This is a genomic window from Agromyces sp. NPDC057865, assembly GCF_042796995.1.
Taxonomy (GTDB): Bacteria; Actinomycetota; Actinomycetes; order Actinomycetales; family Microbacteriaceae; genus Agromyces.
Window position 1 is genome coordinate 56,199 of the sequence record NZ_JBHVMJ010000003.1, and the last position, 25,668, is coordinate 81,866.

21 protein-coding genes are annotated in these 25,668 nt (G+C 71.2%); 9 read left to right on the plus strand and 12 right to left on the minus strand.

Going from position 1 to position 25,668, the window contains the following annotated elements; all coding sequences use genetic code 11:
* Positions 1-4 precede the first annotated feature (4 nt).
* The 5 genes from ACFVN5_RS13240 to ACFVN5_RS13260 all read left to right on the plus strand — a co-directional run bounded on the left by ACFVN5_RS13240 (position 5) and on the right by ACFVN5_RS13260 (position 7,326).
* On the plus strand, positions 5-949 hold the full coding sequence (locus ACFVN5_RS13240; RefSeq protein ID WP_376955701.1) for a type II secretion system F family protein: 945 nt from the start codon (positions 5-7) through the stop codon (positions 947-949).
* A gap of 172 nt (positions 950-1,121) precedes the next feature.
* On the plus strand, positions 1,122-1,823 hold the full coding sequence (locus ACFVN5_RS13245) for a type II secretion system F family protein (RefSeq protein WP_376955702.1): 702 nt from the start codon (positions 1,122-1,124) through the stop codon (positions 1,821-1,823).
* 94 nt (positions 1,824-1,917) lie between these two features.
* On the plus strand, positions 1,918-2,961 hold the full coding sequence (locus ACFVN5_RS13250) for an alpha/beta hydrolase (RefSeq protein WP_376956805.1): 1,044 nt from the start codon (positions 1,918-1,920) through the stop codon (positions 2,959-2,961).
* A 254-nt stretch (positions 2,962-3,215) separates the two neighbouring features.
* On the plus strand, positions 3,216-3,779 hold the full coding sequence (locus tag ACFVN5_RS13255; RefSeq protein ID WP_376955704.1) for a hypothetical protein: 564 nt from the start codon (positions 3,216-3,218) through the stop codon (positions 3,777-3,779).
* A 64-nt stretch (positions 3,780-3,843) separates the two neighbouring features.
* The gene (locus ACFVN5_RS13260; RefSeq protein WP_376955705.1) at positions 3,844-7,326 is read left to right on the plus strand and encodes a PKD domain-containing protein; all 3,483 of its coding nucleotides are present in this window, start codon (positions 3,844-3,846) and stop codon (positions 7,324-7,326) included.
* A gap of 22 nt (positions 7,327-7,348) precedes the next feature.
* On the opposite strand, the gene ACFVN5_RS13265 is transcribed toward ACFVN5_RS13260, so the two are convergent.
* Positions 7,349-8,383 carry a polysaccharide pyruvyl transferase family protein gene (locus tag ACFVN5_RS13265; RefSeq protein ID WP_376955706.1) on the minus strand — a complete coding sequence of 345 codons (1,035 nt, stop codon included), beginning with the start codon at positions 8,381-8,383 and terminating at the stop codon, positions 7,349-7,351.
* Between the two features lie 146 nt (positions 8,384-8,529).
* Here ACFVN5_RS13265 and ACFVN5_RS13270 point away from each other — a divergent pair, with 146 nt between their 5' ends.
* From ACFVN5_RS13270 to ACFVN5_RS13280, 3 genes are read left to right on the plus strand one after another with little or no spacing between them, the layout of a single operon-like run.
* Positions 8,530-9,861 (plus strand): hypothetical protein, encoded by a 1,332-nt coding sequence (locus ACFVN5_RS13270; RefSeq protein ID WP_376955707.1) that lies wholly within the window; start codon positions 8,530-8,532, stop codon positions 9,859-9,861.
* A 5-nt stretch (positions 9,862-9,866) separates the two neighbouring features.
* Positions 9,867-11,327: a polysaccharide biosynthesis tyrosine autokinase gene (locus ACFVN5_RS13275; RefSeq protein ID WP_376955708.1), complete on the plus strand. Its 1,461-nt coding sequence runs from the start codon at positions 9,867-9,869 to the stop codon at positions 11,325-11,327.
* On the plus strand, positions 11,314-12,171 hold the full coding sequence (locus ACFVN5_RS13280; protein ID WP_376955709.1) for a hypothetical protein: 858 nt from the start codon (positions 11,314-11,316) through the stop codon (positions 12,169-12,171). The genes ACFVN5_RS13275 and ACFVN5_RS13280 overlap by 14 nt, the downstream gene beginning before the upstream one ends.
* A gap of 36 nt (positions 12,172-12,207) precedes the next feature.
* On the opposite strand, the gene ACFVN5_RS13285 is transcribed toward ACFVN5_RS13280, so the two are convergent.
* The 3 genes from ACFVN5_RS13285 to ACFVN5_RS13295 form a co-directional block, all read right to left on the minus strand.
* Positions 12,208-13,764 (minus strand): hypothetical protein, encoded by a 1,557-nt coding sequence (locus tag ACFVN5_RS13285; protein WP_376955710.1) that lies wholly within the window; start codon positions 13,762-13,764, stop codon positions 12,208-12,210.
* 176 nt (positions 13,765-13,940) lie between these two features.
* Positions 13,941-14,906: a glycosyltransferase family 2 protein gene (locus ACFVN5_RS13290; protein WP_376955711.1), complete on the minus strand. Its 966-nt coding sequence runs from the start codon at positions 14,904-14,906 to the stop codon at positions 13,941-13,943.
* Entirely contained in the window at positions 14,903-16,231 is a 1,329-nt protein-coding gene (locus ACFVN5_RS13295; protein ID WP_376955713.1) for a Coenzyme F420 hydrogenase/dehydrogenase, beta subunit C-terminal domain, read from the minus strand. The genes ACFVN5_RS13290 and ACFVN5_RS13295 overlap by 4 nt, the downstream gene beginning before the upstream one ends.
* A gap of 176 nt (positions 16,232-16,407) precedes the next feature.
* On the opposite strand from ACFVN5_RS13295, the gene ACFVN5_RS13300 reads away from it, so the two are divergent.
* Positions 16,408-17,898: a lipopolysaccharide biosynthesis protein gene (locus ACFVN5_RS13300; protein ID WP_376955714.1), complete on the plus strand. Its 1,491-nt coding sequence runs from the start codon at positions 16,408-16,410 to the stop codon at positions 17,896-17,898.
* A 73-nt stretch (positions 17,899-17,971) separates the two neighbouring features.
* Here ACFVN5_RS13300 and ACFVN5_RS13305 read toward each other — a convergent pair whose 3' ends face one another.
* From ACFVN5_RS13305 to ACFVN5_RS13340, 8 genes are all read right to left on the minus strand, one after another.
* On the minus strand, positions 17,972-18,937 hold the full coding sequence (locus tag ACFVN5_RS13305) for a DUF6492 family protein (RefSeq protein ID WP_376955715.1): 966 nt from the start codon (positions 18,935-18,937) through the stop codon (positions 17,972-17,974).
* The gene (locus ACFVN5_RS13310; RefSeq protein ID WP_376955716.1) at positions 18,930-20,201 is read right to left on the minus strand and encodes a glycosyltransferase family 4 protein; all 1,272 of its coding nucleotides are present in this window, start codon (positions 20,199-20,201) and stop codon (positions 18,930-18,932) included. The genes ACFVN5_RS13305 and ACFVN5_RS13310 overlap by 8 nt, the downstream gene beginning before the upstream one ends.
* Positions 20,198-20,941 (minus strand): CDP-alcohol phosphatidyltransferase family protein, encoded by a 744-nt coding sequence (locus tag ACFVN5_RS13315; RefSeq protein ID WP_376955717.1) that lies wholly within the window; start codon positions 20,939-20,941, stop codon positions 20,198-20,200. Before ACFVN5_RS13315 ends, ACFVN5_RS13310 begins: the two co-directional genes overlap by 4 nt.
* Complete coding sequence (locus ACFVN5_RS13320; RefSeq protein WP_376955718.1) at positions 20,938-21,393, minus strand: adenylyltransferase/cytidyltransferase family protein; 456 nt, start codon at positions 21,391-21,393, stop codon at positions 20,938-20,940. The genes ACFVN5_RS13315 and ACFVN5_RS13320 overlap by 4 nt, the downstream gene beginning before the upstream one ends.
* On the minus strand, positions 21,390-22,619 hold the full coding sequence (locus tag ACFVN5_RS13325) for a DUF1972 domain-containing protein (protein ID WP_376955719.1): 1,230 nt from the start codon (positions 22,617-22,619) through the stop codon (positions 21,390-21,392). The genes ACFVN5_RS13320 and ACFVN5_RS13325 overlap by 4 nt, the downstream gene beginning before the upstream one ends.
* Positions 22,619-24,088, minus strand: a complete 1,470-nt coding sequence (locus ACFVN5_RS13330) for a sugar transferase (protein WP_376955720.1) — start codon at positions 24,086-24,088, stop codon at positions 22,619-22,621. Before ACFVN5_RS13330 ends, ACFVN5_RS13325 begins: the two co-directional genes overlap by 1 nt.
* A 314-nt stretch (positions 24,089-24,402) precedes the next feature.
* Positions 24,403-25,149 carry an NUDIX domain-containing protein gene (locus tag ACFVN5_RS13335; protein WP_376955721.1) on the minus strand — a complete coding sequence of 249 codons (747 nt, stop codon included), beginning with the start codon at positions 25,147-25,149 and terminating at the stop codon, positions 24,403-24,405.
* Between the two features lie 11 nt (positions 25,150-25,160).
* Positions 25,161-25,649 carry a YajQ family cyclic di-GMP-binding protein gene (locus tag ACFVN5_RS13340; protein ID WP_376955722.1) on the minus strand — a complete coding sequence of 163 codons (489 nt, stop codon included), beginning with the start codon at positions 25,647-25,649 and terminating at the stop codon, positions 25,161-25,163.
* Positions 25,650-25,668 lie beyond the last annotated feature (19 nt).

Sequence of the window (25,668 nt, forward strand, 5' to 3'; positions counted from 1 at the left end):
GCCCATGCTGGTCCTCGGGATCATCCTCGCGCTGTTCGCGCTGCTGGCGTTGGTGTTCCTGGTCGTCGCGCCTCCGCCGCGCCGAGTCGGCGTCGAGCGGCGCCTCGCGCCGGGCACCACGCACGTGTCCGCACTGTCGAAGGCGACCGACCGGACCGTGGCCACGATCGACGCGGCGATGTCGCGGCGACAGGGCGGGGCGTTCAATGAGGAACGCCTCGAGCTCGCCGGAGTTCGCATGACGCCGTCAGCGTTCGTGCTGGTCGTCTTCGCCGGCGCCGCGGTGCTCGCCGTCGTCGGGTTCCTCGTCGGGTTCGGTTCGTGGTGGTCGATCCTGTGGGCGCTTCTCCTCGCGGCATTGGCGCCGTTGTTCGCGACCCTTTACCTCTCCATCCGGACCGGCCATCGCCGCAGCGCGTTCGGCGACCAGCTCGATGACACGCTGCAGCTCGTGTCCGGCAATCTCCGCGCCGGACACGGTCTCGCGCAGGCGCTGGACTCGGTCGCGCGCTACGCCGATCCGCCCACCTCCGAGGAGTTCAGCCGCATCGTCAACGAATCGCGCATCGGCCGCGACCTGAACGACGCTCTGAACGACACCGCCGTGCGGATGCGCTCGGACGACTTCAGCTGGGCCGCTCAGGCCATCGCGATCAACCGCGAGACCGGCGGAAATCTCGCGGAAACCCTGCAGCGAACAGCGGCGACGATCCGTGAGCGGAACCAGATCCGGCGCCAAGTGAAGGCACTGAGCGCTGAAGGGCGTCTGTCGGCCATCATCCTGATAGCGCTGCCCATCGCAATCTTCCTCGGCATCCTGATCCTGCAGCCCGCGTACCTCGCGCCGTTCTTCGCGAACATCTTCGGCTGGATGGCCCTGGCGGCCGCCCTTGTCCTGATGGTCATCGGAACCGTTTGGATGCTCTTCGCCGTGAGAGTGAAGTTCTGACGGCATGGAACTCATCACGTATCTCGCGATCGGAGCCGTCGCGCTCGGCGTCGGACTCCTCGTATTCCTCGTCTTCGCGGCGATCCCGTCGAAGGCGGACGTTGTCGCGGTCGTGGCCCCGCCGACGGAGGCCGAACGCCAGCGCGTCGAACGGCGCACGTTCTCGGAGTCAGTGGCGGCGGTGCTCCCGAGCGGCTACACCGGCTGGGTCCAGCGCAAGATCATCTACGCCGGGCGCGCAGGATCGTGGACCGTCGGCGGGTTCCTCATCGTGCGCCTGATCGTCTCGATCATCGGCATCGCGATCGCCGTCGGGGCGCTGTTGCTCGGTCCTGGGCCTTTCCAGAAGATCGTCGGCGTGGTGTTCGCACTGCTGATCTTCGTGCTTCCCGAGGTCATCCTGAGCAGTCGAGCGGATGACCGTCAGCAGGCGATCAAGCTCGCGCTCCCGGACACCCTCGACCAGATGACCATCGCGGTCGAGGCGGGCCTCGGATTCGAGGCTGCGATGGCGAAGGCGGCGCAGGGGAGCCGCGGTCCGTTGTCGGAGGAACTGATCCGGACCCTGCAGGACATGAGCATCGGACGCTCGCGGTCCGATGCCTACTCCGCACTCCTCGTCCGCACCGACGCAGATGACCTCAAGCGCTTCATCCGTGCCGTCCAACAGGCTGACCGCTACGGCATCGCGATTGCCGACGTCCTGAGGGTTCAAGCCGGGGAGATGCGCATCAAGCGGCGCCAGCGGGCCGAGGAATCGGCGATGAAGGTGCCGATCAAGGTCGTCTTCCCGCTCGTGTTCGCCATCCTGCCCGTGTTGTTCATCGTTCTCCTCTACCCGGCGGTCATCGGGATCATCGGCCAGTTCGGCTGAGTCCCGAGGGCTTCGGTCGCGGCGACGGCGCACTTCCGTAGGCTGGAAGCACGACCTTGGGGGAGGTGCCGTGGCCGAGCCGGAGCACGCCGGTCTGAACGCGCCAGCGCCGAGCGCCACCGCGCCTGCGCAGCAGCAGCCCGAGCGCTGGCGCCCCGACATCCTCGGCGACGGGTTCGAGCAGCTCACGCTGCCGCTCGGCAGCGACGACGAGGGCGAACTCGTCGCGACGCTCGTGCGGCATCGGCCCGCGCGGCGGTTCGTGTGGCCGTGGGAGCGGCCGGGCGCGGCATCCGGCTGCGACGTGCTCTACGTGCACGGTTGGAGCGACTACTTCTTCAACCGCGAGCTCGCCGCGTTCTGGTCGGCCGCGGGCGCGCGGTTCTTCGCGCTCGACCTGCGCAAGTACGGGCGCAGCCTGCGGCCCGGGCAGACGCCGGGCTTCATCACCGACCTCGCCGCGTACGACGACGACATCGAGGCGGCGCTCACGGCGATGGGGCACGGCACGGATGCCGCGGCATCCGCTCGCCGTCTCATTCTGCTCGGTCACTCGACCGGCGGGCTGACGCTCAGCCTGTGGGCGGCCCGGCACCCCGGGCGGGCGGCGGCGCTCGTACTGAACAGCCCGTGGCTCGAATTCCAGCTGAGCCGCGCCGGGCGCGAGGCGATCACGCCGATGATCGCGTGGGGTGCGCGCATGAACCCGATGGGTCCGATGCCGAACGTCGACCTCGGGTTCTACACGCGGACGGTGGCGAAGGAGCTCGACGGCGAGTGGGAGTACGACCACGCCTGGCGGCCCGACCGCGGGTTCACGACGCATCCGGCCTGGCTCACGGCGATCCTCGCGGGGCACGCGACCGTCGCGGCGGGCATCGACGTCGGAGCGCCCGTGCTGACGCTGCTGTCGGCCCGGTCGACCATCCAGGCGAAGTGGGATGACGCGATGCTCACGACCGACATCGTGCTGGTGGTCGACGACATCGCCGACCGGGTGCTGAAGCTCGGCCCCGAGGTGACCGTCGCGCGGATCGACGGGGCCATGCACGACGTCTTCCTGTCGCGCGAGCCGGCACGGTCGATGGCCTACGCGTCGATCACGCGCTGGCTCGAGGGGTACGCACCTCGTCGTTGACGAGCCCCGGATTCACGGGCGAGTCGAGGGATATCTGAGGAATCCTCACCCGAACTGGGGACTACTCGGGGCGGGTACGCAGGCGTAGCTTCGCTCAAAAGGACCGGACCGGGCGACCCGACGTCATCACGACGACCCGGTCAGCGGTTGCGGTCGCGAGTGCAAATCATCGGGTCGATCGAGTAGTGCGCGAGGAACTCGTGAAGAGGAACCCGATCCATCGCGGATCAACCGATGTGCGATCGTCGCTGAGCATGGCGATCGCTGCGGTGGCGTCCTCCTTCCTCCTCGTCGCGACGCTCGCAGGATGCACGGTGTCGGGTTCACCGTCCGTCCCGCTCGCGACCGAGCCGCCCCGCACCACAGCCGTTCCCGCGCCTGACGACACCACGATCGACGATGTCATCGAGGAGGCGCCCCCGGCACCGGTAGAAGAGGCAGAGCTGGACGACACCGTCACGCTCGACACCGGAGTCCGGGTCTCGGTCACCGAGATCTCGGGCATCACGGTCGAGGCCGAGACACCCGGCGAGATCGCCGGGCCCGCGGTCGCTGCGACCATCCGGTTCGAGAACGCGTCGGGCAAGCCGCTCGACCTCGGCGGGGCGATGATCTCGCTCGTCGATGCCGCAGGAAACGTCGCGACCCCCACGACGTCTTCCCCCGCGGCACCGACGAGCGGGACGCTCGACGACGGCGGCACCGCCGAAGGCGTCTACGTGTTCCGGATGCCGCAGGGCACCCGGGACACGATCACATTGACGGTCGACTACGCGGCGGGTGCGCCGATCGTGGTCTTCCACGGTTCGGTGTCGTAGCGCGCCGACGGATACGAGGAGAGGCACCATGCAAGGGGCGTCCTGGCACCGGAGCGTACTGGCCATGTTCACGACGGCGGTCGTCGTGACGGGAGGGCTCCTCCTCGGCGTCGCGAGTCCTGCCAGTGCGATTCCGGGCGGGCCCGCGCCCATCGAGCAGCGGAACGCCAACACGGTCACGGCCGACCCATTGCCCACGGTGCAGATCGACTCGGGCGTGGTCTGGACGCAGGAGGTCGTCGGCAACACGGTGTACGCGGGCGGCAGCTTCACGAACGCGCGCCCGGCCGGAGCCGCGCAGGGCACGAACCTCATCCCGCGCAGCAACATCCTCGCGTACAACCTCACCACCGGCGTGATCACCTCGTTCGCGCCGCAGATCAACGGCGAGGTGAAGACCATCAAGGCCTCACCCGACGGCAGTCGCATCTACGTGGGCGGCAGCTTCAACTCGGTCGGCGGGCAGACCCGGTGGAACATCGCCGCGTTCGACGTCGCGACGGGAAACCTGAACACGACGTTCAAGCCGGCCGTCGGCGGCTCGTACGTCAACGCCATCGAGGTCACCAACTCCTCCGTCTACGTCGGCGGGCTCATCGGCGCGGGCGCCGGCGTCACCCGCAAGAACCTGGTGGCGTTCAACACCGCCGGAGCCCTGCTCGGCTGGGCTCCGACGACCGACCTGCAGGTCGACACGATGGTGCTCACCCCGAACGACGACAAGCTGATCGTGGCGGGCCGGTTCGGCACCGTGAACAACGTCGCGCAGCGCGGCCTCGCCGCGCTCGACCTGAGCTCGGGCGCGATCCTGCCGTGGATCGCCCCCTCGGTCGTGCAGAACGGCGTCGCCGTCGGCGTCTCCGGTGCCGGCAAGGCGGGCATCTGGGAGCTCGAGGCCGACGCGAACGCGATCTACGGCACCGGCTGGGTCTACTCGAACAAGACCGTCGGCAACCTCGAGGGCCTCTTCTCGGCAGCGCCGGGCGACGGCGCGATCCGCTGGATCGCCGACTGCCACGGCGATCACTACGGCGTCTACTCCGACGGCACGAACGTGTACTCGACCGGGCACGAGCATGCCTGCGAGACGGCGAACGGCATGATCCAGGGGCAGCCCGCCCCGGGCAACATGCGCAACGCCTCGGTCATGACGGCGGCTCCGAAGGGCACGCTCCTGCGCACCTTCAACGTGAGCAGCATCTACGCCGACTGGAGCGGTTACCCCGCACCGGCGTTCGTGAACTGGTACCCCGACTGGATCACCGGTGGAACGGACGGCGGCCAGGCCGGTTGGACGGCCACCGGAGCCGGCGACTATCTCCTCATCGGAGGCGAGCAGGCCTACGTGAACGGCCAGCGGTCGCAGGGCATCACGCGTTTCTCGCGGAACCCCTCGACGGGCAAGAACTCCGGGCCGATGCTCTCGGGCACGGACTGGGTGCCGGCCGTCTCGTCGACGACGAGCGGCAAGGTGCGCGTGTCGATCCCGGCGAACTGGGACCGTGACGACCTGAACATCACCTACCAGTTGATCCGCAACGGCGGTGGACAGCCGGTGGCGACCACCACGGTGCAGTCGACCTACTGGAGCCAGCCGCAGGTCGTGCTGACCGATACCCAACCCGCCGGGACGAACCCGAGCTATCAGGTCGTGGCCGTCGACGGCGACGGGAACACCGCGACCAGCGACACCGCCTCGACGGCCGTGTCCGGCACGGCCGGGTCGGACTACGCCGAGACCGTGATGGACGACGGCGCCCTGCTGTACTGGCGCCTCGGCGGCACCGCCGCACAGGGCGGGAACGACCTCGTGGGGAACAACGACGCCGTCGTGCGGTCGGGCGTGACCTCGAACTCGGCGGGCGCGCTGTCCTCCGAGCCGGGTCCGTCGTACAACTTCAACGGGACCTCGAGCGGCTTCCTCAATTCCACCAACAACATGAAGATGGGGCAGCAGTACTCGACCGAGCTCTGGTTCCGCACCAACACCACGACGGGCGGGAAGCTGATCGGGTTCGGCAATTCGTCCTCGGGCAACTCGAGCTCGTACGACCGGCACGTCTACATGCGGAACGACGGACGGCTGGTCTACGGCACCTACCCGGGCATCGCCAAGACGGTCACCAGCGCCAATGCATACCGCGACAACGCGTGGCACCACCTGGTGGCGTCGCAGGGCTGGGACGGCATGAAGCTCTTCGTCGACGGCCAGCTCGTCGGCACTGCACCCGAGAACACGTCGCAGGACTACATCGGGTTCTGGCGGGTCGGCGGCGACAACCTGGGGAGCTGGCCGAACCGGCCGTCGCGGGACTACTTCACGGGCCAGATCGACGAGGTCGCGGTGTACAACCGCGTGCTGACGTCGGCGGAGGTGTCGGAGCACTACCTGAAGGGCACGGGCGTGGCCGCACCGACGGCGGCGTTCACCTTCACGACCGATGACCTCGACGTCTCGGTGAACGGCTCCACCTCGTCGGCGCCGCCCGGACGCACCATCACCGGGTACAGCTGGAACTGGGGCGACAACACCGCGGCCGGCACCGGCGTGAACGCGTCGCATCCGTACGCCACCGGTGGCACCTACACGGTGACGCTGACGGTGACCGACAGCCTCGGCCTGACGAACTCCACGTCGAAGCAGGTCACGGTGGCGCCGCCGCATCCCGATCCCACGGCCGCGTTCGGCACGCTGATCAACGGCCTGTCGGTCGATTTCGACGGCACGCAGTCGACGGCGGCGGATGGCGCGACCATCACGTCGTGGGCCTGGGACTTCGGTGACACCGGCACGTCCACCGCGTCGCAGCCGAACCACGCCTATGGTGCCGGGGGCACGTACAACGTGACGCTGACCGTGGTCGACAGCCTCGGGGCATCCGGCACCGTGACGCAGCCCGTCACCGTCTCGGTGGCGACGGTGCTCGCAGGTGACGAGTTCGAGCGCACCTCGGCCAGCGGCTGGGGCACCGCCGACGTCGGCGGCACCTGGAGCAACGTGGCCGGCTCCTCGGTGAGCGGCGGCATGGGGCTGATGAGCCTCATGAACAGCCAGACCAGGGCTACGACCCTCTCGGGCAGCCTTCCGTCGGGCACGGACGTACGGGTGAGCGTCTCGACCGACAAGGTCGCCAACGGCGGCGGCGCGCACGTGAACGTCGCACCGCGCAAGACCGCAGGTGGCGAGTACCGGGCGAAGCTGCGGATCTCGTCGACGGGCGTCGTGAACGTCGGCGTCGCGAAGCTGGTGGGCACCACGGAGACCCTGGTCGCCAACCGGGTGCTGACGGGTTACACGCACACCGCGGGCGCCACGCTCGAGGTGCGGGTGCGCACCGTGAGCACGGGACCCTCGACGACGGTGCAGGTGAAGGTCTGGCCGCAGGGCCAGCCGGAACCGGTCGACTGGTACGTGAGCGCGACCGACAGCGAGGCGGGCCTGCAGGGCACCGGCCAGCTGGCGATCACCTCGTACGTCTCGGGCACCGCGACGAACGGGCCCATCGGGATCGCGTTCGACCACCTCAGCGTGGTGGCACCGAACTGAGGTGAGACCACCAGGTGGCCGATCAGCGCGGGAAGGAGAGCCAAGCCAGCGCGGGGCGGACCGGGGACATGGATGTCCGCCCCAGCGCCTGGGAGCGACGAGCCGACTCGGGGAGTGAAGGGTCGGCCAGCAGCTCGACCACCCGCGCTGCCGTCTCGGTGCCGGTGTCCTCCGCCGGCACCGAGAACGGCCAGCCGATCGCGTCGAGGAGCGGCGCGAACTTGCGCGAGTACGACATCGCGATCGCGGGCACGCCCGTCGACAGGGCGTTGAGGCAGGCGTGCATGCGCGCGCCGACGAGGACGCGCGAACCGGCGATGATCGATCGGGCGTCGTCGAGGTCGGCCGGCACGAGGAGCTCCAGGTCGCTGCCGAACTCCGCGGCGAGGGCGTCGACGGCGGGAGCGTCGTTGTCGCGATCGTGCGAGTCGAGCACGTGCGGCAGCACCGCGACCGAGCGCGATCGCGACAGCAGCATCCGCACGATCGCCTGCACCGCCTCGCGGTACGCCCGTGCGTCGACGTGCGGGTTCTCCTGCCAGAGGAGCCCGGAGACGTTGAGGATCACGTCGCGCGGCGGCCCGACACGCTCGGGCGGCGCGATGGCGAAGGCAAGGTCGCTCGTCGTCGCGTCCACGGGCCGCCCGAGGGCCGCCGCCGCTCCGGCGCTGACCGGGTCGCGGGCGAACACGAGGGCCGACCGTCGCAGCGAGCGTCGGGCGAGCGCTCGACCACGCGTCGACGTGAACGGCCCGATCGTCTGCGGCGCCATGACGACCGGACGCCGCGCCTGGACCGCGAACTCGTGCACCGCCGACATCACCGAGTGGCGATGGGCGCCGTAGAGGTCCGAGAAGCTGTCGCCCGAGCGGGTGTCCCAGACCAGGTCGAACCCCTCGAGCCAGCGCTTCATGCCCAGGCGCCCGGTGACGCGCTCGCGCACGAGCGAGCGGACCTGGCCCCACGGAACCTGCGGCGGGCGCGAGGTGAAGTCGGCGAACTCGAACTCCGCCGCGGGCCAGACGGTGCGGATGAGGTCGCGACTGCCGCGTGCCAAGGCCCGGACCCCGAGGTTCGGGGACCGCTCGTCGGCCCACAACACGAGTACGCGCATCGATCTCCCGTCGGCACGGCGCCGGCGCTGCCTCCGATCCTAGGCCCCGCGTCGACGTCCGCGGCCGGGCCGCGTCGAGGGGCGGTGACGTGGTGAACCTCGCCGACGGCATCGACCTCCGCACCGTGCTCCTGGGATTCGCGGCCCTCGGGGCCCTCGCGACGGCCTGGTACGTCGCGCGCTCGGCGCCGCGGCTCGTCGTCGCCGCGTGGGCTGCCGTGTGCTTCCTCGTGCCGATCTGGGTCGGCGTGCAGGCCGGGGTGTACTGGTCGGCCGTCACCGCGGGCACCATCATCGCGCTCGCCGCGTGGACGACCGCCAAGCTCAGGTTCTCCTACGTGGACGTGCTCGTTGTCGGGTTCGTGGTGCTCGTGATCGCGGCGTACGTCGTCGGCGGCTCCACCTGGGGGCACGTGCTGATCGTGCTCTTCGGCTGGCTCGTGCCGTACGTCTGGGGTCGCGTCGTGCTCGCCCGGGTCGACGCCTCATGGCTGTACGGATGCCTCGCGGCCGCCGCCGTCGTCGCGGCCGTGCTCGGCATCGTCGAGTTCGCTACGGGCTTCAACCCGTTCGTCGGCATCTCCATGCCGAACGGGGCATGGCGGACCTGGCACGAGCTGCAGCCGAGGGGCGGGTTCATCCGCGCCGAGGGCGCGTTCGGACACTCGATCGCGTTCTCGAGCGCCCTGGCGATGAGCTCGGTCTTCGTGCTCGTGGCCAGGTGGCCCGTCTGGGCGCGGCTCGCCGGACTCGCGGCGATCATCACCGCCGTCGGCATGAGCTTCAGCCGCATCGGGCTCATCACCCTCACGATCACCCTCGTGCTCGGAGTGCTGCTGCTCGGGCGCTGGGTCGGTCGCACCTTGCGGCTCAGCGTGGTCGCGCTCCTGGTCGCGGCGGCGGCGATCATCGGACCGCTCATCGGCGACGTGTTCACCGTGGCCGGAGAGGAGGCCGGCGGCAGTGCGGAGTACCGCTCGGACCTCGCGAGCCTCGTCGGCGACATGCGGCCGCTGGGCATCACCGACGGCTGGACGGTGCTCCCGTCGGGCGAGACGTACTACGGCTCGTTCCAGTCGATCGACAGCGAGCTCGTGCTGACGGGCCTGCGCTTCGGCCTGCTTCCCCTGCTCATGCTCGTGGCCGCGATCCTCGTGTGCGTCGTCAGCCTGCTCCGCGGCCGCGCCACGCCCGCGTCGGTGGCCGTCGCCGCACAGGTTCCGGCGTTCGCCACCGTCGCGCTCATCACGCAGTACGGCTTCCTCGTGTGGTTCGTCGCCGGCCTTGCAGTGGCCGCCTACCACGCCGAGGAACCCTCGGATATCGAGGATGCCTCGGATACACTCGAGGCAGCCGACAGCATCTCTCAGCCGGGCAACGTGAGCTCCGCCCCCAGCGGAGTCCGAAGAGAGCGAGTGTGAAGGCCGTGAGCAGCACGACGAGCACCACGAGCACCATGACCGTGGCGCGCGCGATCGGCGTGCTGCGGAAGCGGTGGTATCTCGTGCTCGCCGCGACGCTCCTCGGCGGGGCCGCGGCGTTCGCGGCATCCAGTACCGTGACGCCCATCTTCCACTCGACCGCGTCGCTGTACTTCTCCCTGACGACGGCCTCGAGCGGCTCGGACATCAACCAGGGGTCGGCGTACACGCAGGCGCAGATGCTCTCGTTCGCGCGGCTCGCGACCTCGGCCGAAGTCCTCCAGCCGGTCGCCCGGGAGCTCGACGGCGACCTCACGCCGGCGCAGCTGCGCCGCATGATCACCGTGACGATCCCGCAGAACACGGTGATCCTCGACGTGCGGGTCGGCTCCACCGATCCCGAACGCGCCGCGCGCATCGCGAACGCGGTGTCGGACTCGCTCATCAATGCCGTCGACGAGGTCGCACCCGAGGCATCCGACGGTGCGACGACCGTGACGGCGACGGCCATCGACCCCGCGACGCCCGCTGCGTTCCAGAGCTCGCCGAACAAGCAGCAGGACGCGGTGCTCGGGGCGATCGTCGGGTTCCTCCTCTCGTCGGTCGCCATCGTGCTCATGAGTGCGCTCGACACGCGCGTGCGCTCGGAAGGGGCCCTGAAGGAGATCACCGACCTCCCCGTCCTCGGCTCGATCGAGCAGACGCCGGCGTCGTCCGACCCGAGGCCGATCTCCATCCGGCAGCCGAACGGGAGCGCCGCCGAGGCGTTCCGGCAGGTGCGCTCGGGCCTGCGGTTCGCGTCGGCCAGCCACGAGACGCGCAGCCTCGCGATCACCTCGTCGGTGCCCGGAGAGGGCAAGACCTGGCTCTCCGCGAACCTCGCCTACGTGCTCGCCGAGACCGGGCGGCGCGTGCTGCTGATCGACGCCGACCTCCGCAAGCCCCGCGTCGCCGACTCCTTCGGGATCGTCGGGTCGGTCGGGCTCACGACGGTGCTCATCGACGCGATCCCGCTGCGGAGCGCCGTGCAGCAGTGGCCGCGGTCGTCGCTCGAGATCCTGCCGTCGGGCGCCGTGCCGCCGAACCCCGCCGAGCTGCTCGCCTCGGATCGGATGAAGGAGCTCATCGCCGAGATGGTCGACGAGTACGAGCTCGTCGTCATCGACACCGCACCGGTGCACGTGGTCGCCGACGCGACGATGATCGCGCAGCAGGTGGACGCCGTGCTCATCGTGGCCGACACCACGAAGGTGCGACGAGCCCAGCTCGCGGCGACCATCGCCACCCTCGAGCGCACCGACGCGCACATCGCGGGCGTCGTGCTGAACCGCGTCAAGCCGGCCCCCCGCCACGATTACTACTATCTCAGCGACGACGAGGAGTCGAAGGCGCCGACGATCGTGCGGCACCGGAGCCGGGCGACCAGCCCGCCGGCCCACGAGGTCGAGCCCGTTGAGCCGAAGTGACCCCGTGCTGGTCGCCGTCACGGGCCGCTACCACGGGCTCGGGAACCGCATGCGGGTGGTGCTCGGCGCACGGTCGCTCGCCGAACACGAGGGGCGGTCGTTCGCGTACGTCTGGCCGACCGGGCGCGACTTCGGGGCGCGGCTCGACGAGCTCTGGGCGTTCGATGCCCCGCGGTGGTCGGAGGCGCGCTCCCGTGCGCTCGCGGCCGTCTCCCCGTACCGCGACGGGAGTCTCGTCTGGCTCGACGACGAGGCGCTGCGAGAGCGGGTCTGGCAGATCCGCACGCCCCACGCCCTGACGCTGCCGCAGGGAGCGACCGACTGGACCGCGGCGCTGCGCGAGCTCGAGCCGGTACCGGAGATCCGGGAGCGGATCGCGGCGCTCGCCGCGGCATCCGACAGCCGGCCCTACCTCGGCGTCATGATCCGCGCGCACACGATCGCGCACGACGCGACCCTGCGCGAGTCGCCCGTCGAGTGGTACCTCGATCGCATCGGCGAGATCCGCGCGGCGCGGCCCGACCTCGGGCTCTACGTCGCGGCCGACACGGATGCCGCGTTCGAGCGCGTCGCCGAGCGGTACCCCGACTGCGCGGGGCAGACGGGGAAGGGCCCCTACAACAGCCGTTCGGCGCTGCGGGCCGCCGTGGCCGACCTCTACCTGCTCGCCGGATCGTGCCACCTCCTCGGGCCGCACTACTCGAGCTTCCCCGAGCTCGCCCGGCACCTCTCCGACGACGCGATCGCGCTCGAGACGTCGACCTCGGCGCCCGGGACGCGGTTCGAGGCGCAGGGGCTCGGCTCCGGGCCGGCGCCGGGAGACGACACTGCGGCCCGGGCGTGAACGCCCGGGCCGCAGGTGTGATGGAGCGGAGAACCCCTACTTCAGGAGCGTCTGCACGACGGCCTTGCCGGTCGCCTCCCAGACGTTGCCCGACTGCTGGGGCGTGTTCATGTCGGGTGCGAGGATGCCGCAGCCGCCGAACACCCGGTCGGGGCCGAACACGTTGTCGGTCACCGAGAAGCCGCCGATGGGGGCGGGCGTCCTGGCGATGTTCACGGTGCAGCCGCCGTCGTTGAAGTAGTTGCCGGAGATGCGCACGTTGCCGAGCGCGGCCTTGCTCGTGTTCTGCGTGATCTGGATGGCGGCGTTGTGCGCGCCCTCCATGCGGTTGCCGACGACCGTGATGTCGTTGCCCGCCTCGATCTGCAGCGAGTCGCTGTGGCTCGGCGTGCCGTTCCACAGCGGGTCCTGCTCGTAGTGGTCGTTGTCGTGCAGCCACGAGTCGCGGATCTCGACGTCGCCGCCGGTCACGTGGATCGGGTCGATGACGTTCGAGATGTCGACGCGGAGCGCCGTGAAGGCGCTGCCGAAGATGCCGTTGAGGTACGGCGACTTCACGGCCGCGTCGATCTCCGAGTCCTGGATCGTGAACGGCAGGCCGGAGCGGATGTTCGAGACGAGGCCGGTGCTGCCGGTGACCGCCCGACCGACGATGCGCGAGTTCTTGATCACGACGTCGGGCGCGCTGATGATCAGCAGGCCGCGGATCTCGAGGCCGTCGATGACCGCGCCGGGCGTGGTCACGTTGAGGTCGCCCTCGTGCACCGTGAGCTTCGTGCCCGCGGGGACGCCCGTCGTCGCAGCGCTCGGGAACTCGCCGGGTGCCGGTGCCGGGTTCGACGGCGCGGGCGCCGGAGTGGGAGTCGGCGTGGGGGTCGGCGTGGGCGTCGGGGTCGGGGTCGGCGTCGGCGTCGGGGTCGGCGTGGGAGTCGGCGTCGGCGTGGGAGTCGGCGTCGGGTTCGTCGTCGTGGCGGCGACCGACTCGACCGTCGCGGGCGCGATGGCGAGCTGCTTGGACGACGTCGAGAGGTAGCCCCACCCGGCCGCGGTGCCGGCGCGCTTGACGGCCGACGAGGTCGAGTCGGTGGCCGTGAGCACGAGCGGCGTGCCGATGCCGACCGAGACGGTCGCGCGCAGGTTCACGCTCGTGGTGCCGGTGGCCTGGAGCTTGATCGAGAACGCCGCGCCCTTCGTGGCCTTCGTCGAGACGGTCTTGCGCGAGGTCAGGACGGTCTCGGTCGACTTGCCGTTGGCGTTGACGACCTTGCGGATCGTCGCCTGCACGCTGCCGTCGGCATACGTGTGGGTGTGGGCGAGGTAGTACGTGCCATCGGCCTCGCGCACGCGCACGCCGGTGTACAGGCCCCCGTTCGACGGCAGCGCCGCGAACTTCGTCGTGAGGGTCGCGGTGCCGTCGGTCCACGAGCCTCCGGCGCGCGTGAGGTACGACGCGCCGGGGTTGAGCGAGGAGGAGACGGAGGAGATGGTGGACGCCGTCGCGGGGGCGACGGCGGTCAGGGCTGCGATCGGAGCGATCGCGAGGGAGGCGGTGATGACGGTTGCGAGTAGGAGCTTCTTTTTCGTGATCTTCATTCCGTGGTTTCTGCGATCGTGTCGGCGAGCGGCGGCTGGGGATGGCCGTCGCTCGTCGCCGACTGCTGGCCCCCCGAGCGGGGGGAGGTCCCGAGGGATAGTACACGGGCAATCTGAAGATAACGAACTTGGCTCAGTTTTTCGGGAGGTCTGGCACTTCGGACTTGTGAAACGGTTCAGGGTGCGGTATCGGCGACGGCCCGAGCCCGGTCGCCGCTCGCGATCCGAGGCCGGCCGCGCTTCGACTCGAGGGGTCCGAACGCCCCCGCGAGCGTTCCGCGCAGCGCCGACCAGAGCAGCAGCGGATGCCGCGCCAGCATGCGACGGCTGCCACGCGTCGCGACGTTCCAGGCGTACGCGATGCTCCCACGCCACCACCGCCGCCCGTTGCTCGACCCGAGCCGTTTGCGTGCGAACAGCAGTCGGTTCCGGCAGTTGAAGTACACGTAGAGCGGCGACTTCCCCCCGCCCGCCTGCGTGCCGCCCGCGTCATGCACCGCGGTGGCCGCCTCGACGAGCACGACGCGGCCGCCGGCCTCGTGCCAGCGCCACGAGAGGTCGATGTCCTCCCAGTACATGAAGTAGTCGTCGTCGAACCCGCCGACGGCGTCCCACTCCGCGATCGTCGCGATGAAGCACGCGCCGGTCTGCCACGTTCGCGCGGTCCCGAGCTCCTCGGGGCGCGCCCGCCGCGTCGTGCCGGTCTCGGGGTCGAGCACGGCGCCCGCGAACCACGTGGTGCCGTCGCTCCGGAGGATGCGCGGGCCGACGAGCGCCGCGGCATCCGCTCGGCTCGCGGCGAGAAGGGCGGCGACCGAGTCGGCGTCGATGGTCGCGTCGGGATTGAGGGCGAGGACCCGCGCGCAGCCGAGGTCGCGGGCGCGTCCGATGCCCGCGTTCACGCCCGCGCCGAAGCCCGCGTTCCACGGAAGCGCCACGAGCTCCCAGCCGTTCGCCGAGCAGAGGTCCTGGATGCTGCGGCGCTCGTCGTCCGTGCTCGGATTGTCGACCACGACGACGTCGTCGACCACGGCGGCGGCGTCCGCGCCCGCGAGGTGCTCCGCGAGCAGCGACGACGAGGCGTAGTTCACGACGACGAGCGCGACCCGGTCGGCCCCACCGTCGTCGGGCGGGGAACTCACGGTGCGGACCCCGTCGTGGGTGCGGCGGCGCGTCGCAGCCGGGCTCGCGTGCCGCGCGCCGCGCGGAGGTTCTGCCGCGGATGCCGCAGCGCCAGCGCCCAGAGCCGGAAGCCGCGGTACCGCGGACCCGGCACGCCAGCTAGCCGGCTGCCCATGAGCCGTCCGAACAGCGTGGTCCGACGGTTCCGCTGGAGCGGCTGCACGTTCGCCAGCGCCGACATCGTGATCGGGCGCAGCACGATGGCGCCTGCCGCCTGCGCCGCCAGCACGGCCTCGAGGCCGCGGCGCGTGCGCGCGATGAGCGCGCTGGATCCGGGGCCCTCGGTGAACACCGGGTAGCCACGGTCGTCGATGCGCCAGAAGTCCGCGGCGACGACGTCGGCCGACTCGCCCACGCCGTCGGCGCACACCTTGCACCGCCAGTTCGTCGCCCGGCCGAGGACCTCGCCCCACGACTCCTCGTAGCTGAGCGACCCGTCGCGCCCGTCGGCGCGGACCGTGAACCGGCCCGGCCACCCGCGGCCGCGGTACCAGAGGTCGTCGACGCGCTCGTCGGCGCCCACGCCCAGGCGGGCGAGGAGGTCGTCGGTCGCCCGCTGCGACGGCGTCCCGGCGCAGAAGAACGAGAGCAGGAGCGGGCCTCCGGCGTCGCCGGGGTGCGCAGGGCCGTCGGACCGCGCGGTCGAGCCGAGCGAGCGGATCGCCGAGATCTCGCACGGCTTTCCGGTGATCGCGTCGCATGACGCGAGGGCCGGGTCGGCGAGCACGCCGACGGGTGCGTAGCGGGAGCCCGCCGCGGCGAGCGCGTCCTCCTTCGAGAGGATCGTCACGGGCACCGTGCGTCGAGGCTCACGGCCGACGGATGCCGCGGCGATCGCGCTGGCACGGCCCTGGTCGAGCAGCCAGCCGTGCAGCGCGGTGAGGGCTCCGCCGCTGCTGCCGCGCCGGCGCACGACCTCGTCGGACGCCCACGCCTCCCACACCCCGAAGGAGGACCCCATGGTGGCGTCACGGCGGCTGCCGCGCGGGCGGGCGGCGTCCACGCGGCATCCGGGGCACGACCGCTCGAACTGCCGACGGGCGTCAGGGGCGACGACGCCCGGCGCGTCCGAGCGGTGCGGCCGGAGGAATCCGTCGGCGTCGAGCTCGAGCCGCAGCGAGGTGTCGAGCTGCGTGCAGAGCCCGCAGCCGATGCACGCGTTCCGCTGCACCACGCGGCGGATCGCGGCGTCGAGCTCCCGGCGCTCGCGCTCGGGTGTCACAGGCACCACCTCCGGGCCGGGCGTTCGACCGCGGATCGCGCCGTGCCCCGTGTCGCCCGGCATCCACCCTCATCGTAGGACGCCGCCCGGTGACGGTGCATGCCCCCGCTTCGGGGCCGATCGGCGACGCACGAGCCGCAATAGACTGCGGCTGTCACCTGTTTCACCGGCGGAGGGGGCATGCGCGGCGACCACTCCTCGACGTCCGGTCCGTGGTCGCTCGCACCTCGCACGGGATCATGAGCGTGCCGTCCGCGGGAAGCGAGGGGCTCGGCCGTCGAGCGGTCCGCGGAGCCGCCGTCACGAGCGCCGGGCAGGGCCTGCGCATCGCCATCCAGCTGGCGTCGGTCGTCATCATGGCGCGGCTGCTCTCGCCCGCCGACTTCGGCCTCTTCGCGATGGTCATGTCGATCGCCGGCATCGCCGAGGTGTTCCGCGACTTCGGGCTCTCGCAGGCCGCCGTACAGGCGCCCGTGCTCACGAAGGAGCAGCGCGACAACCTGTTCTGGATCAACACGGCCACCGGCGCCGCCCTGGCCGTGCTCGTCTTCCTCTCGTCGTGGGGGATCGCCGCCCTCTACGACCGCGCCGAGCTCGCCCCGCTCGCGCAGCTCGCCTCGGTCGCGTTCCTGCTCAACGGCCTGGCCACGCAGTTCCGTGCGAGCCTCAACCGGATGCTGCGCTTCGGCGCACTCGCCGAGACCGACGTGATCGCGGCGATCGCCGGCCTGGGGCTCGGCATCGTCGTCGCGCTGACGGGCGTCGGACCCTGGGCGCTGATCTGGCAGTTCGTGGGCACCAGCTTCGCCACGCTCGTGCTCGTCGTCGCCTTCGCACACTGGCTGCCGGGCCTGCCCAAGCGCGACGCGCCGGTCGGCGGGTTCATCCGCTTCGGCTGGAACATGGTGTCGATGCAGATGGTCACCTACGTCGGCAACAACGTCGACTCGGTCATCATCGGCACACGGTTCGGCGCCGCGCAGCTCGGCATCTACAACCGCGCGTACCAGCTCGTCATGAACACAGCGAACCAGCTGCGTGCGCCGATCACGAGCGTCGCGGTGCCGGTGCTGTCGCGCCTGCAGGGGGAGGGTGCGCGGTACTGGGACTTCGTGCGCGTCGGGCAGGTGGGGCTCGGCTACACGATCGTCGTCGTGCTGGGCTTCGCGATCGGCGCCGCCGTGCCGCTCACGGCGCTGCTGCTCGGCTCGCGCTGGGCCGAGGCCGCGCCCGTGCTGAGCCTGCTCGCCACCGCGGCGGTCTTCCAGACCCTCAACTCGGCGAGCTACTGGGTGTACGTGTCGAAGGGCATCACCGGCCCGCTGTTCCGGTACAACCTCGTGAGCGTGTCGATCAAGGTCGCCTGCCTCCTCATCGGCTCGCTGTGGGGCATGATCGGCGTCGCGATCGGCTACGCGATCGCCCCGATGCTCTCGTGGCCGATCTCGCTGTTCTGGATCTCGCGGGTCGTGCACGACATCCCCGTCCGCACGCTCGCGTGGGGGATCGTGCGGATGGCGCTGCTCGCCGGCTGGGGCGCCCTGTGGGCGTTCGCCGCCTCGATCCTCACGGCCGAGTGGGGACCGTGGGTGCAGGTGCCGACCGCGGCGGCCGCCACGGTCGCGGCGTACGCGGTGGCGGCGCTCCTCCCCATCGTCCGACGCGACCTCTCGGAGCTGCGCACGATGCTCCGCCTGCTGCGGCGCGAGCGCCGGCAGCGGGAGGCGTGAGCCGGGTCGCGGCGACCGGTCGGCCGTGGCCGGCCCGCGGCATCCGCTCACCAGACGGGCCCGCGGCATCCGCTCACCGCGCGAGCCGCTCGCGGAGGCGCCGCGCGCCCATCGCCCGCAGGTACACGACCCGGAAGCGACGGATGAACCGCTCGGCGTCGGCGCTCGACGGGAAGAGGCGGTGCGCCGCCCAGAACGCCGTGAGCTCGTCGACGGCCTCGTGATCGAGCTTCGCGAGCGCACGCCGGTGGATCGCGAGCGTGGTGGTGGGTCCGGCGTCGGCGCGTTCGAGCACCTCGCGCACGTCGCTCGCGCTGCACGCGCCCGCCCACACCGTCGGGCTCACGAGCGCCTGCCCCGACACCAGCTCGTCGAGCGTGGACCCGCGCGCGACCTGCCACGCCGAGTAGAGGAAGAACTCGGTATAGCCCGACCGCTCGAACTCGCCGGGGAACCGGTCGGCGTCGCCCCGGCCGACGTCGGTGACGAGGTCGTCGACCACGCGACGGTCGAGGACGATGGGCGGCACGGTCGCGGTGAAGCGCTCGACGGTGACCGCGGGATCGAGTCCCAGGCCGTAGGCCACGAGCTCGAGCTGCGCCCGCAGGGGATGCTCGACGAAGGAGTGGAGGCCGCCGTGGGGGAGCCCGGTGACGGGGTCGAGGAAATCCGTGCGCGTCGTGCGCCGGATGAAGTGGTTCTTCGCGTCGAGCACGACGTAGTGGTCGGCAGCGAGGCGCCGTGCGGCCATGAGCTTGAGGCTCTGCTGGGTGCGCCAGCCCGACGAGTCGGCGGCGGTCGGTCCGAGGTCGGCGCGCGAGGCGAAGGCGAGGCGATCGGCATGGTCGCCGAGCTCGTCGCGGATGCGGCGTCGGGCGTGCTCCGGCAGTCCGCGCCGCGAGTTGTCGATGACGAGGATCTCGTCGAACACGCCGTCGGGCACATGCCGCGCGATCGAGCGGGCCTGCAGCTCGAGGAGCGGCACCTCGGCCTCGAAGACCACGGTGACGACCGACAGGGTGTCGCTGCGGTCAGGCATGCGCCGCCCCCTCCGACCCGGTCCGGTCGCGTCGCGGCGCCGAACGGTGGACGAGCGACGCGACGAGGTCGACGATCGCGCCGCGGTACCGCTCGGGGTCGAACCGCATCGCGGCGACCCGGGCCGACGCCTCGGCGCGGGCGCGCTGGTCGGGCCAGTGCGCGATGATGTCGCGCACCGCGTCGGCGATCGCCGAGGCGTCGCCCGGCTGCACGCGGTGCACGCCGGGCAGCCCGTCGGTGGCCTCGAGCAGGCCGCTCGACTCGCTCACGACGAGCGGGCGCGCCGCGAGCGCCGCCTCGACCGCGGTGTTGCCGAACGGCTCGCCGACGGGCGAGGGGATCACCACGATGTCCGCGAGCTGGAGCGCGCTCCACACGTCGTCGTGGAAGCCGAGGAACCGCACGCGCGACCCGAGTCCGTGCTCGGCGACGGCGTCGCGCAGCGCTTCGGCGTACCACTCGTACCCGTCGAACGCCTCGCCGAGGACGTCGACCTCGACGTCGACGCCGTCGTCGACGAGCGCGGCGGCCGCGGTGATCACGAGGTCGGTCCCCTTCCGCGGCGAGAGCCGCCCGACGTACGTGAGACGCACCGGCCGGCCCTCCAGCGACTCGCGGGCGGGCGTCGTCGTCACCGGGCCCGGGACGCCGTTGTAGATGACGCGCGTGCGCCGCGCGAGCGATGCCCACGCGCGGGCCACGATCGAGCGGCTGAACTCGCTGTTCGCGATGATCGCCGTCGCCAGCAGGTGCGGCGCGTAGAGCACCCGCAGCATGAAGGGCGTCGCGCCGGCCTCCGCCTCGTGGATGTGGGTGAGCACGGGGATCCCGCGTGTGCGCGCGAGCAGCGGCCAGAGCGGGAGGGTGATGGTGTTCACGTAGACGAGGTCGGGTCGCCGGCGGAGGAGGCGCTGCGAGGCGCCGATCGTGCGGAACGCGTCGGCGGTCGTCGACGGCCAGCTGCGCGGACGCAGCACCCGTTTGCGGAGCACGAGATCGGGCTCGAGCACGACCGTCGCGCCGGCGTGCTCGAGTCGTCCCACCAGGGGTCCGTGCCCGGGAACCGTGACCTCGACCGCGGCCCCCGCCGACGTCATGGCCGCCACGCTCTCGAGCACCACGCGATCCGAACCGTAGAGCTCGGCGCCGGGATGCGCCACGAGCACCCGCACGCCCGAGAGCCCGCCGCCGATCGCCCGGGTCGGCTCCGACGGTTCGGGCGACGGCTCGTGGACGGAACGTTGGCGCGACGGACCGGTCACGGGGCGATCCGAGTCATCTCCCGGAACCACTTGGGCAGTGCGAGCACTGCGTATGCGGCGTTCGCCGCGAACAGGAGCCCGTAGAGCGGCACGAACACGATCGGCGCGCCGAACGCGAGGAAGGCGATGCAGAGCACGCCGTAGTCGGTCGGCAGCACGAGCAGCGAGCGGATGCCGCCGCCCTCCGTCCTGGCGCGGGTGCCGCCGTCGCGACGGCGCAGGAAGTCGTTGAGGATCATCGCGAAGAACAGCACGGCCGCGACGATCGCGAATCCGAGCGGCACCAGCAGGAGCGCCGGACTCGGGAGGTCGACGAACCGGAACCACCCGACGAGCACGGCCAGGTGCAGGGTCGAGAGCTTGGCCGCGTCGACGACATGGTCGAGCCACTCGCCGGCGGGGGAGCCGCCCCCGCGGAGGCGTGCGAGCTGGCCGTCGGCCGCGTCGAGCGCGTAGCCGGTCATGAGGAGGAGCCCGATGCCGACGCCGACGAGCGGCGTCGGCGGCACCAGGGCGATCACGGCGATCGCGGCGAACGTGAACGCAGCGCTGATCGCCGTGACCGCGTTCGGGGTGAGTCCAGCGAGGTAGGCGGCGGCCGCGAAGCGCCGTCCCACCGGTCGGTTGACGTAGATGGAGTACGCCGGCGACCCCGGGGCCCGGCGCTTCTGGGCGGCGGCGAGCCGCGCGACGACGCCGGCGAAGTCCTCCCTCGCCGGCACGGACGCGTCTCGGCTCATTGCGCCTCCGCCCGCTCGGATGTGACGGCGCCATGGTTCAGCGACTCGAGGGCGAGGCGCAGGATCGTGCTCGAGGTGTGCACCGTGTACGGGAAGTACACGACCTCCACCCCGACATCCGCGAACGCCGCCTCGAGCCGTCGGCCGCGCTCGGTGGTGCGCCAGTCGTCGCCCTTGAAGTACCGGTCGAACCCGACCTCGCGCCAGGTGTCGAGCTTGTCGGGCACCGACTCGGCGTGCACGTCGTCGACGTACGAGATGTGGCGCACGATCTCGAAGCGCTCGGCGAACGGCACGATCGGCGGCTTGCCCTTCGTCAGCTCGAGCATCTCGTCGGTCAGGACGCCGGCGATCAGGAAGTCGCAGTTCGCCCTGGCGTGCCGCAGGAGGTTGAGGTGTCCGATGTGGAAGAGGTCGAACGCCCCGCCGGCGTAGCCCATCAACGCCGTCATCGCAGGCTTCCCTCGATACCCGTGTGCGACGTGGCATCCGCTGCGCTGGGCGCATGCTCGCCCGCCCTCCGGCGCTTGCGCGCCCGGGTGCTCGAGCCGGCCACCAGCTCCATCGCGAGCGCCTCGTAGGCGATCGCGACGTCGTCCCAGCGGTATCTGCGGCGCACGACGTCGCGCAGCGCGTCGCCGTCGAGCACGGCGCGGTCGGGCTCGCGCTCGGCGGCCTCGAAGAGCTCCGCGAGCGCGCCGGCGTCGCCGAAGTAGCGGCCGCGCTCGCCCGCGACCTCGCGGTTGAACGGCACGTCCCAGGCGAGCACGGCCGTGCCCGCGCCCATGGCGCGCAGCAGCGACGGGTTGGTGCCGCCGACCGAGTGCCCGTGCTCGTAGCTCAGCGCGCCCGCGTAGAGCTGGTCGAGCAGGTCCTGGTCGTACACCGCTCCCAGCAGGCGGACGCGCGGGTCGTCGTGCGCCTCCGTCCGCACGCGCTCGGTGTACTCGGCCGCGTACGGCGCGGCGCCGACGACGACGAGCGGATGCCGCGCCGCCGACCGCTCGTACCCGGCGACGATGAGGTCGACGTGGTTCTCCGGCTCGAAGCGCGCGACCACGAGGTGGTAGCCCTTCCAGACCAGCCCGAGCTCGTCGAGGCGGTCGGAGACCGGGCGCAGCTGCACAGGAGCGCCGTAGGCGATCTGCCGCGTCGGCGCGCCGAACTCCGACGCGTAGTAGTCGGAGATGCCCTTCGCGTCGGCGATGAGCGCGTCGGCGTTCCGCACCGCGGACTGCTCGGCCCACCGGTAGTACGCCCGTCCGGCGCCGTGCCACTTGTCGCGCTGCCACTCGAGCCCGTCGACGTGCACCGCGACCGGCACGCCGCAGGCGTGCAGCACGGGCACGAAGGGAGCGTTCGCGGCATTGAACACGAACGCGGCATCCGGACGGTGGCGGTGCAGCGTGACGTGCGCGACCGAGAGGGCGGTGTGCGACAGCGTCTCGGCGGCCTTCAGGTGCAGCGCGGGCAGGTGCACCAGGTGCATGCCGGCGTAGTCGTGCTCGGGGGCGTCCTCGGCATGTCGGCAGTACACGGTGACGTCATGACCGCGGCCGGCGAGGCGGGAGCCGATCTCCTCGACCGCGGTCTCGAAGCCGCCGTACGCGGCGGGCACGCCGCGCGTGCCGATCATGGCGAGGTGCATCGGCGCCATCGCCGGTTCGTACTCGACCATCAGTACGCCCCCTTCGGGTTCACGACCGCCTTCGCGGTCCGCCACATGATCATGAGGTCGCCGGTGAGCGACCAGTTCTCGACGTAGTAGAGGTCGAGCCGCACGCTCTCCTCCCAGCTGAGGTCGGAGCGGCCGCTGATCTGCCAGAGTCCGGTCATGCCGGGCTTGATGAAGAGCCGGCGGTGCACGCTGCCCTCGTACTCCGCGACCTCGGTGACGAGGGGCGGACGCGGGCCGACGATGCTCATGTCGCCGACGAGCACGTTCCACAGCTGGGGCAGCTCGTCGAGCGAGTACTTGCGCAGCCAGCGTCCGAAGCGGGTCACGCGGGGGTCGTTCCGCAGCTTGAACAGCGCGCCGTGCCCCTCGTTCCGGTCGAGGAGGCCGGCGAGGTCGTCCTCGGCGGTCTCGACCATCGAGCGGAACTTCAGCATCTCGAACGTGTCGCCGTTGCGTCCGCAGCGGCGCTGGCGGAAGAGCGCCGGACCCGGGCTGTCGAGCCGGATGATGAGGCCGATGACGAGCATGAACGGCAGGAGCACCACGAGCACGAGCACGGAGAGCGCGATGTCGACCGACCGCTTGAGGATGTGCTTGCCGCCCTCGAACGTCGGCGTCTCGACGTGGATGAGGGGGAGCCCGTCGACCGGCCGGAAGTGGATGCGCGGCCCGGCGACGTCGGTGAGCCGTGACGAGAGCACGAGCTCGGCGGGGGTGCCCTCGAGGTCCCACCCGAGCTGGCGCACGAACTCCCCGCCCTCGTCCGGCTGTCCGGCCACGATGACCGCGTCGGCGCTCACGGAGGCCGCCGCCGCGGCGACGCCGTCGCGCTTCGCGACGACCGGGATCCGCTGCTCGCCGACGGTGAGCTGAGCGCCCGGCGCGGTGTCGACCGCGGCACCGACCACGCGATATGCCGCGCCCGAGTTCGCCGCGATCTGCGCGATGACGTACTCGACGTCGTCGCGGCGGCCCACGACGATGGCGCGGGCGAGGTAATGGCCGAAGGCGCGCTGGCGCAGCAGCCACTTGCGCCAGAGCCAGCGGTCGAGCACGAGCGCCCCGAGTCCGATCGGCAGCGCGAGGAGGAAGTACTCGGCGGCGAAGTCCACCCGGAGCACGAGGAAGAGGATGGCGAGCATCCCGAACGCCAGGGCGCTCGCGTGCACCACGAGCTTGTACTCGCCGACCCCGAGCCCCAGCACTCGCGCGTCGCGCGTGTGGTACGCCGCGAGCGCGACGAGCCACCCCGCACCGACGAGTGCCGGCACGACGGCGGCGTCGAACGGGGTGGCACGAGACAGCTCGGGAGAGTTCCACGGCATGCCGACCGCGAGCGACGCGAGCACGACGAGCGCGACGATCAGCGTGTCCGACAGCTGCAGTCGCACGCGGACCTTGCGGGCCCAGCGCGCGCCGCACGCGCTCGGATCACTGGCGGCCGCGCTCTGGGCGGCCGCTGACGGCACCAATCGAAGCCCGCGCGGGCTCGCCGCGGGCAGATGCCGGCTCGGCATCTCGGACACTTCCGGGCTCGCGCGTCTACGGATGCGCACGGTCGAGCATGATGCTCGGACCGGGTGTCCCTCTGGTCGAGGGTCTCGGATAGGGGATGTACGAAAGCTCGCTCACGTTACTCCACCGCTCTCGGGTCGCGGGTGCAGCGCTTTCTGTTGCACAGGGTTTTCGATTTTCACAGGGGTCGGCATCGAGACGTTCCCACCGGGCGTGGATAAGGGGTCCACAAGGGTAAGTGAGAATTGCTCAATACTTAGCGAGAATACTACGCCCGCTCGCGCCCGCCCTCAGCGCCCCATTCCGGGGGTGAAGGGCGGCGCTCGCCGGCGGCACGACCCGTCGAGAACGGCCCGCGCAGTGCCGCCCACTGCAACAGCATCACCGTCTTCGCATCCACGATGTCGCGACCGATGCGGTCGAGCGCATCCTCGAACGGGAGCTCGAGCACCTCGATGTCCTCGCCTTCGTCGGCGAGGCCCGTGCGCGCGCCGGGGACCACGTCGCCGCGTCGATACGGAGCGGCGAAGAAGTGCAGCCGCTCGGTCACCGAGCCGGGGCTCATGAACACGTCGAACACGTGCTCGACGTCGCCGACCACGTGGCCGGTCTCCTCCTCGGCCTCGCGGCGGATCGCCGTCTCGGGGTCGTCCTCGTCGAGCAGGCCCGCCGCGGTCTCGACGAGCATGCCGTCGGGATGCCCGTTCACGTACACGGGGAAGCGGAACTGCCGGGTGAGCAGCACGGTGCGGGCCTCTGGCTCGTAGAGCAGGATGGTCGCGCCGTCGCCCCGGTCGTAGGTCTCGCGCTCCTCGACGGTCCACGTGCCGTCGGCGTGCTGGAAGTCGAACGCCGTGGTGCGGGTCACGTACCAGTTCGACGCGAGCACGCGCACGTCGCGCACGCGGACGCGCGGGTTGCGATCGAGGTCGCGCCCGGTCCGGTCGAGGCCCGTGCGCCCACGGCGGTCGGGCACGTCGACGCCCGGCTGCGGCATCCGTTCGCCGTCGCCCATGCGAGCCCCGGTCAGCGGAAGTTGACGAACTGGAGGTCGACCTCGAGGTCGGCGGCCTTCAGCAGGCGGATGACCTCCTGCAGGTCGTCGCGGCTCTTCGAGGAGACGCGCAGTTCGTCGCCCTGGATCTGCGACTTCACCGACTTGGGGCCCTCGTCGCGGATGATCTTGCCGATCTCCTTGGCGGCCTTCTGGTCGATGCCCTGCTTCAGCGCGATCTCGATGCGGAACTCCTTGCCGGAGGCGTACGGCTCGCCGGCGTCGAGGCTCTTCAGGGTGATGCCGCGCTTGATGAACTTCGACTGCACCACGTCGAGGACGGCCTTCACGCGCTCGTCGGACGAGGCCTTCAGCAGGATCTTCTCGCCCGACCACTCGACCGACGCGCCCACGCCCTTGAAGTCGTAGCGCTGCTCGATCTCCTTGCGGGCCTGGTTGACCGCGTTGTCGGCCTCCATCTTGTCGACCTTGCTCACGATGTCGAACGTCGAATCTGCCATGCGGGCCAGTCTATCGAGG

What these genes read in the sequence shown, in the direction of transcription:
- ACFVN5_RS13240 (WP_376955701.1), top strand. Translation starts at nt 5, where the DNA reads ATGCTGGTCCTCGGGATCATCCTCGCGCTGTTCGCGCTGCTGGCGTTG.
- ACFVN5_RS13255 (WP_376955704.1), top strand. Translation starts at nt 3,216, where the DNA reads ATGGCGATCGCTGCGGTGGCGTCCTCCTTCCTCCTCGTCGCGACGCTC.
- ACFVN5_RS13260 (WP_376955705.1), top strand. Translation starts at nt 3,844, where the DNA reads ATGTTCACGACGGCGGTCGTCGTGACGGGAGGGCTCCTCCTCGGCGTC.
- ACFVN5_RS13285 (WP_376955710.1), bottom strand. Translation starts at nt 13,764, where the DNA reads ATGAAGATCACGAAAAAGAAGCTCCTACTCGCAACCGTCATCACCGCC.
- ACFVN5_RS13295 (WP_376955713.1), bottom strand. Translation starts at nt 16,231, where the DNA reads ATGCCGGGCGACACGGGGCACGGCGCGATCCGCGGTCGAACGCCCGGC.
- ACFVN5_RS13300 (WP_376955714.1), top strand. Translation starts at nt 16,408, where the DNA reads ATGAGCGTGCCGTCCGCGGGAAGCGAGGGGCTCGGCCGTCGAGCGGTC.
- ACFVN5_RS13305 (WP_376955715.1), bottom strand. Translation starts at nt 18,937, where the DNA reads ATGCCTGACCGCAGCGACACCCTGTCGGTCGTCACCGTGGTCTTCGAG.
- ACFVN5_RS13315 (WP_376955717.1), bottom strand. Translation starts at nt 20,941, where the DNA reads ATGAGCCGAGACGCGTCCGTGCCGGCGAGGGAGGACTTCGCCGGCGTC.
- ACFVN5_RS13320 (WP_376955718.1), bottom strand. Translation starts at nt 21,393, where the DNA reads ATGACGGCGTTGATGGGCTACGCCGGCGGGGCGTTCGACCTCTTCCAC.
- ACFVN5_RS13325 (WP_376955719.1), bottom strand. Translation starts at nt 22,619, where the DNA reads ATGGTCGAGTACGAACCGGCGATGGCGCCGATGCACCTCGCCATGATC.
- ACFVN5_RS13335 (WP_376955721.1), bottom strand. Translation starts at nt 25,149, where the DNA reads ATGGGCGACGGCGAACGGATGCCGCAGCCGGGCGTCGACGTGCCCGAC.
- ACFVN5_RS13340 (WP_376955722.1), bottom strand. Translation starts at nt 25,649, where the DNA reads ATGGCAGATTCGACGTTCGACATCGTGAGCAAGGTCGACAAGATGGAG.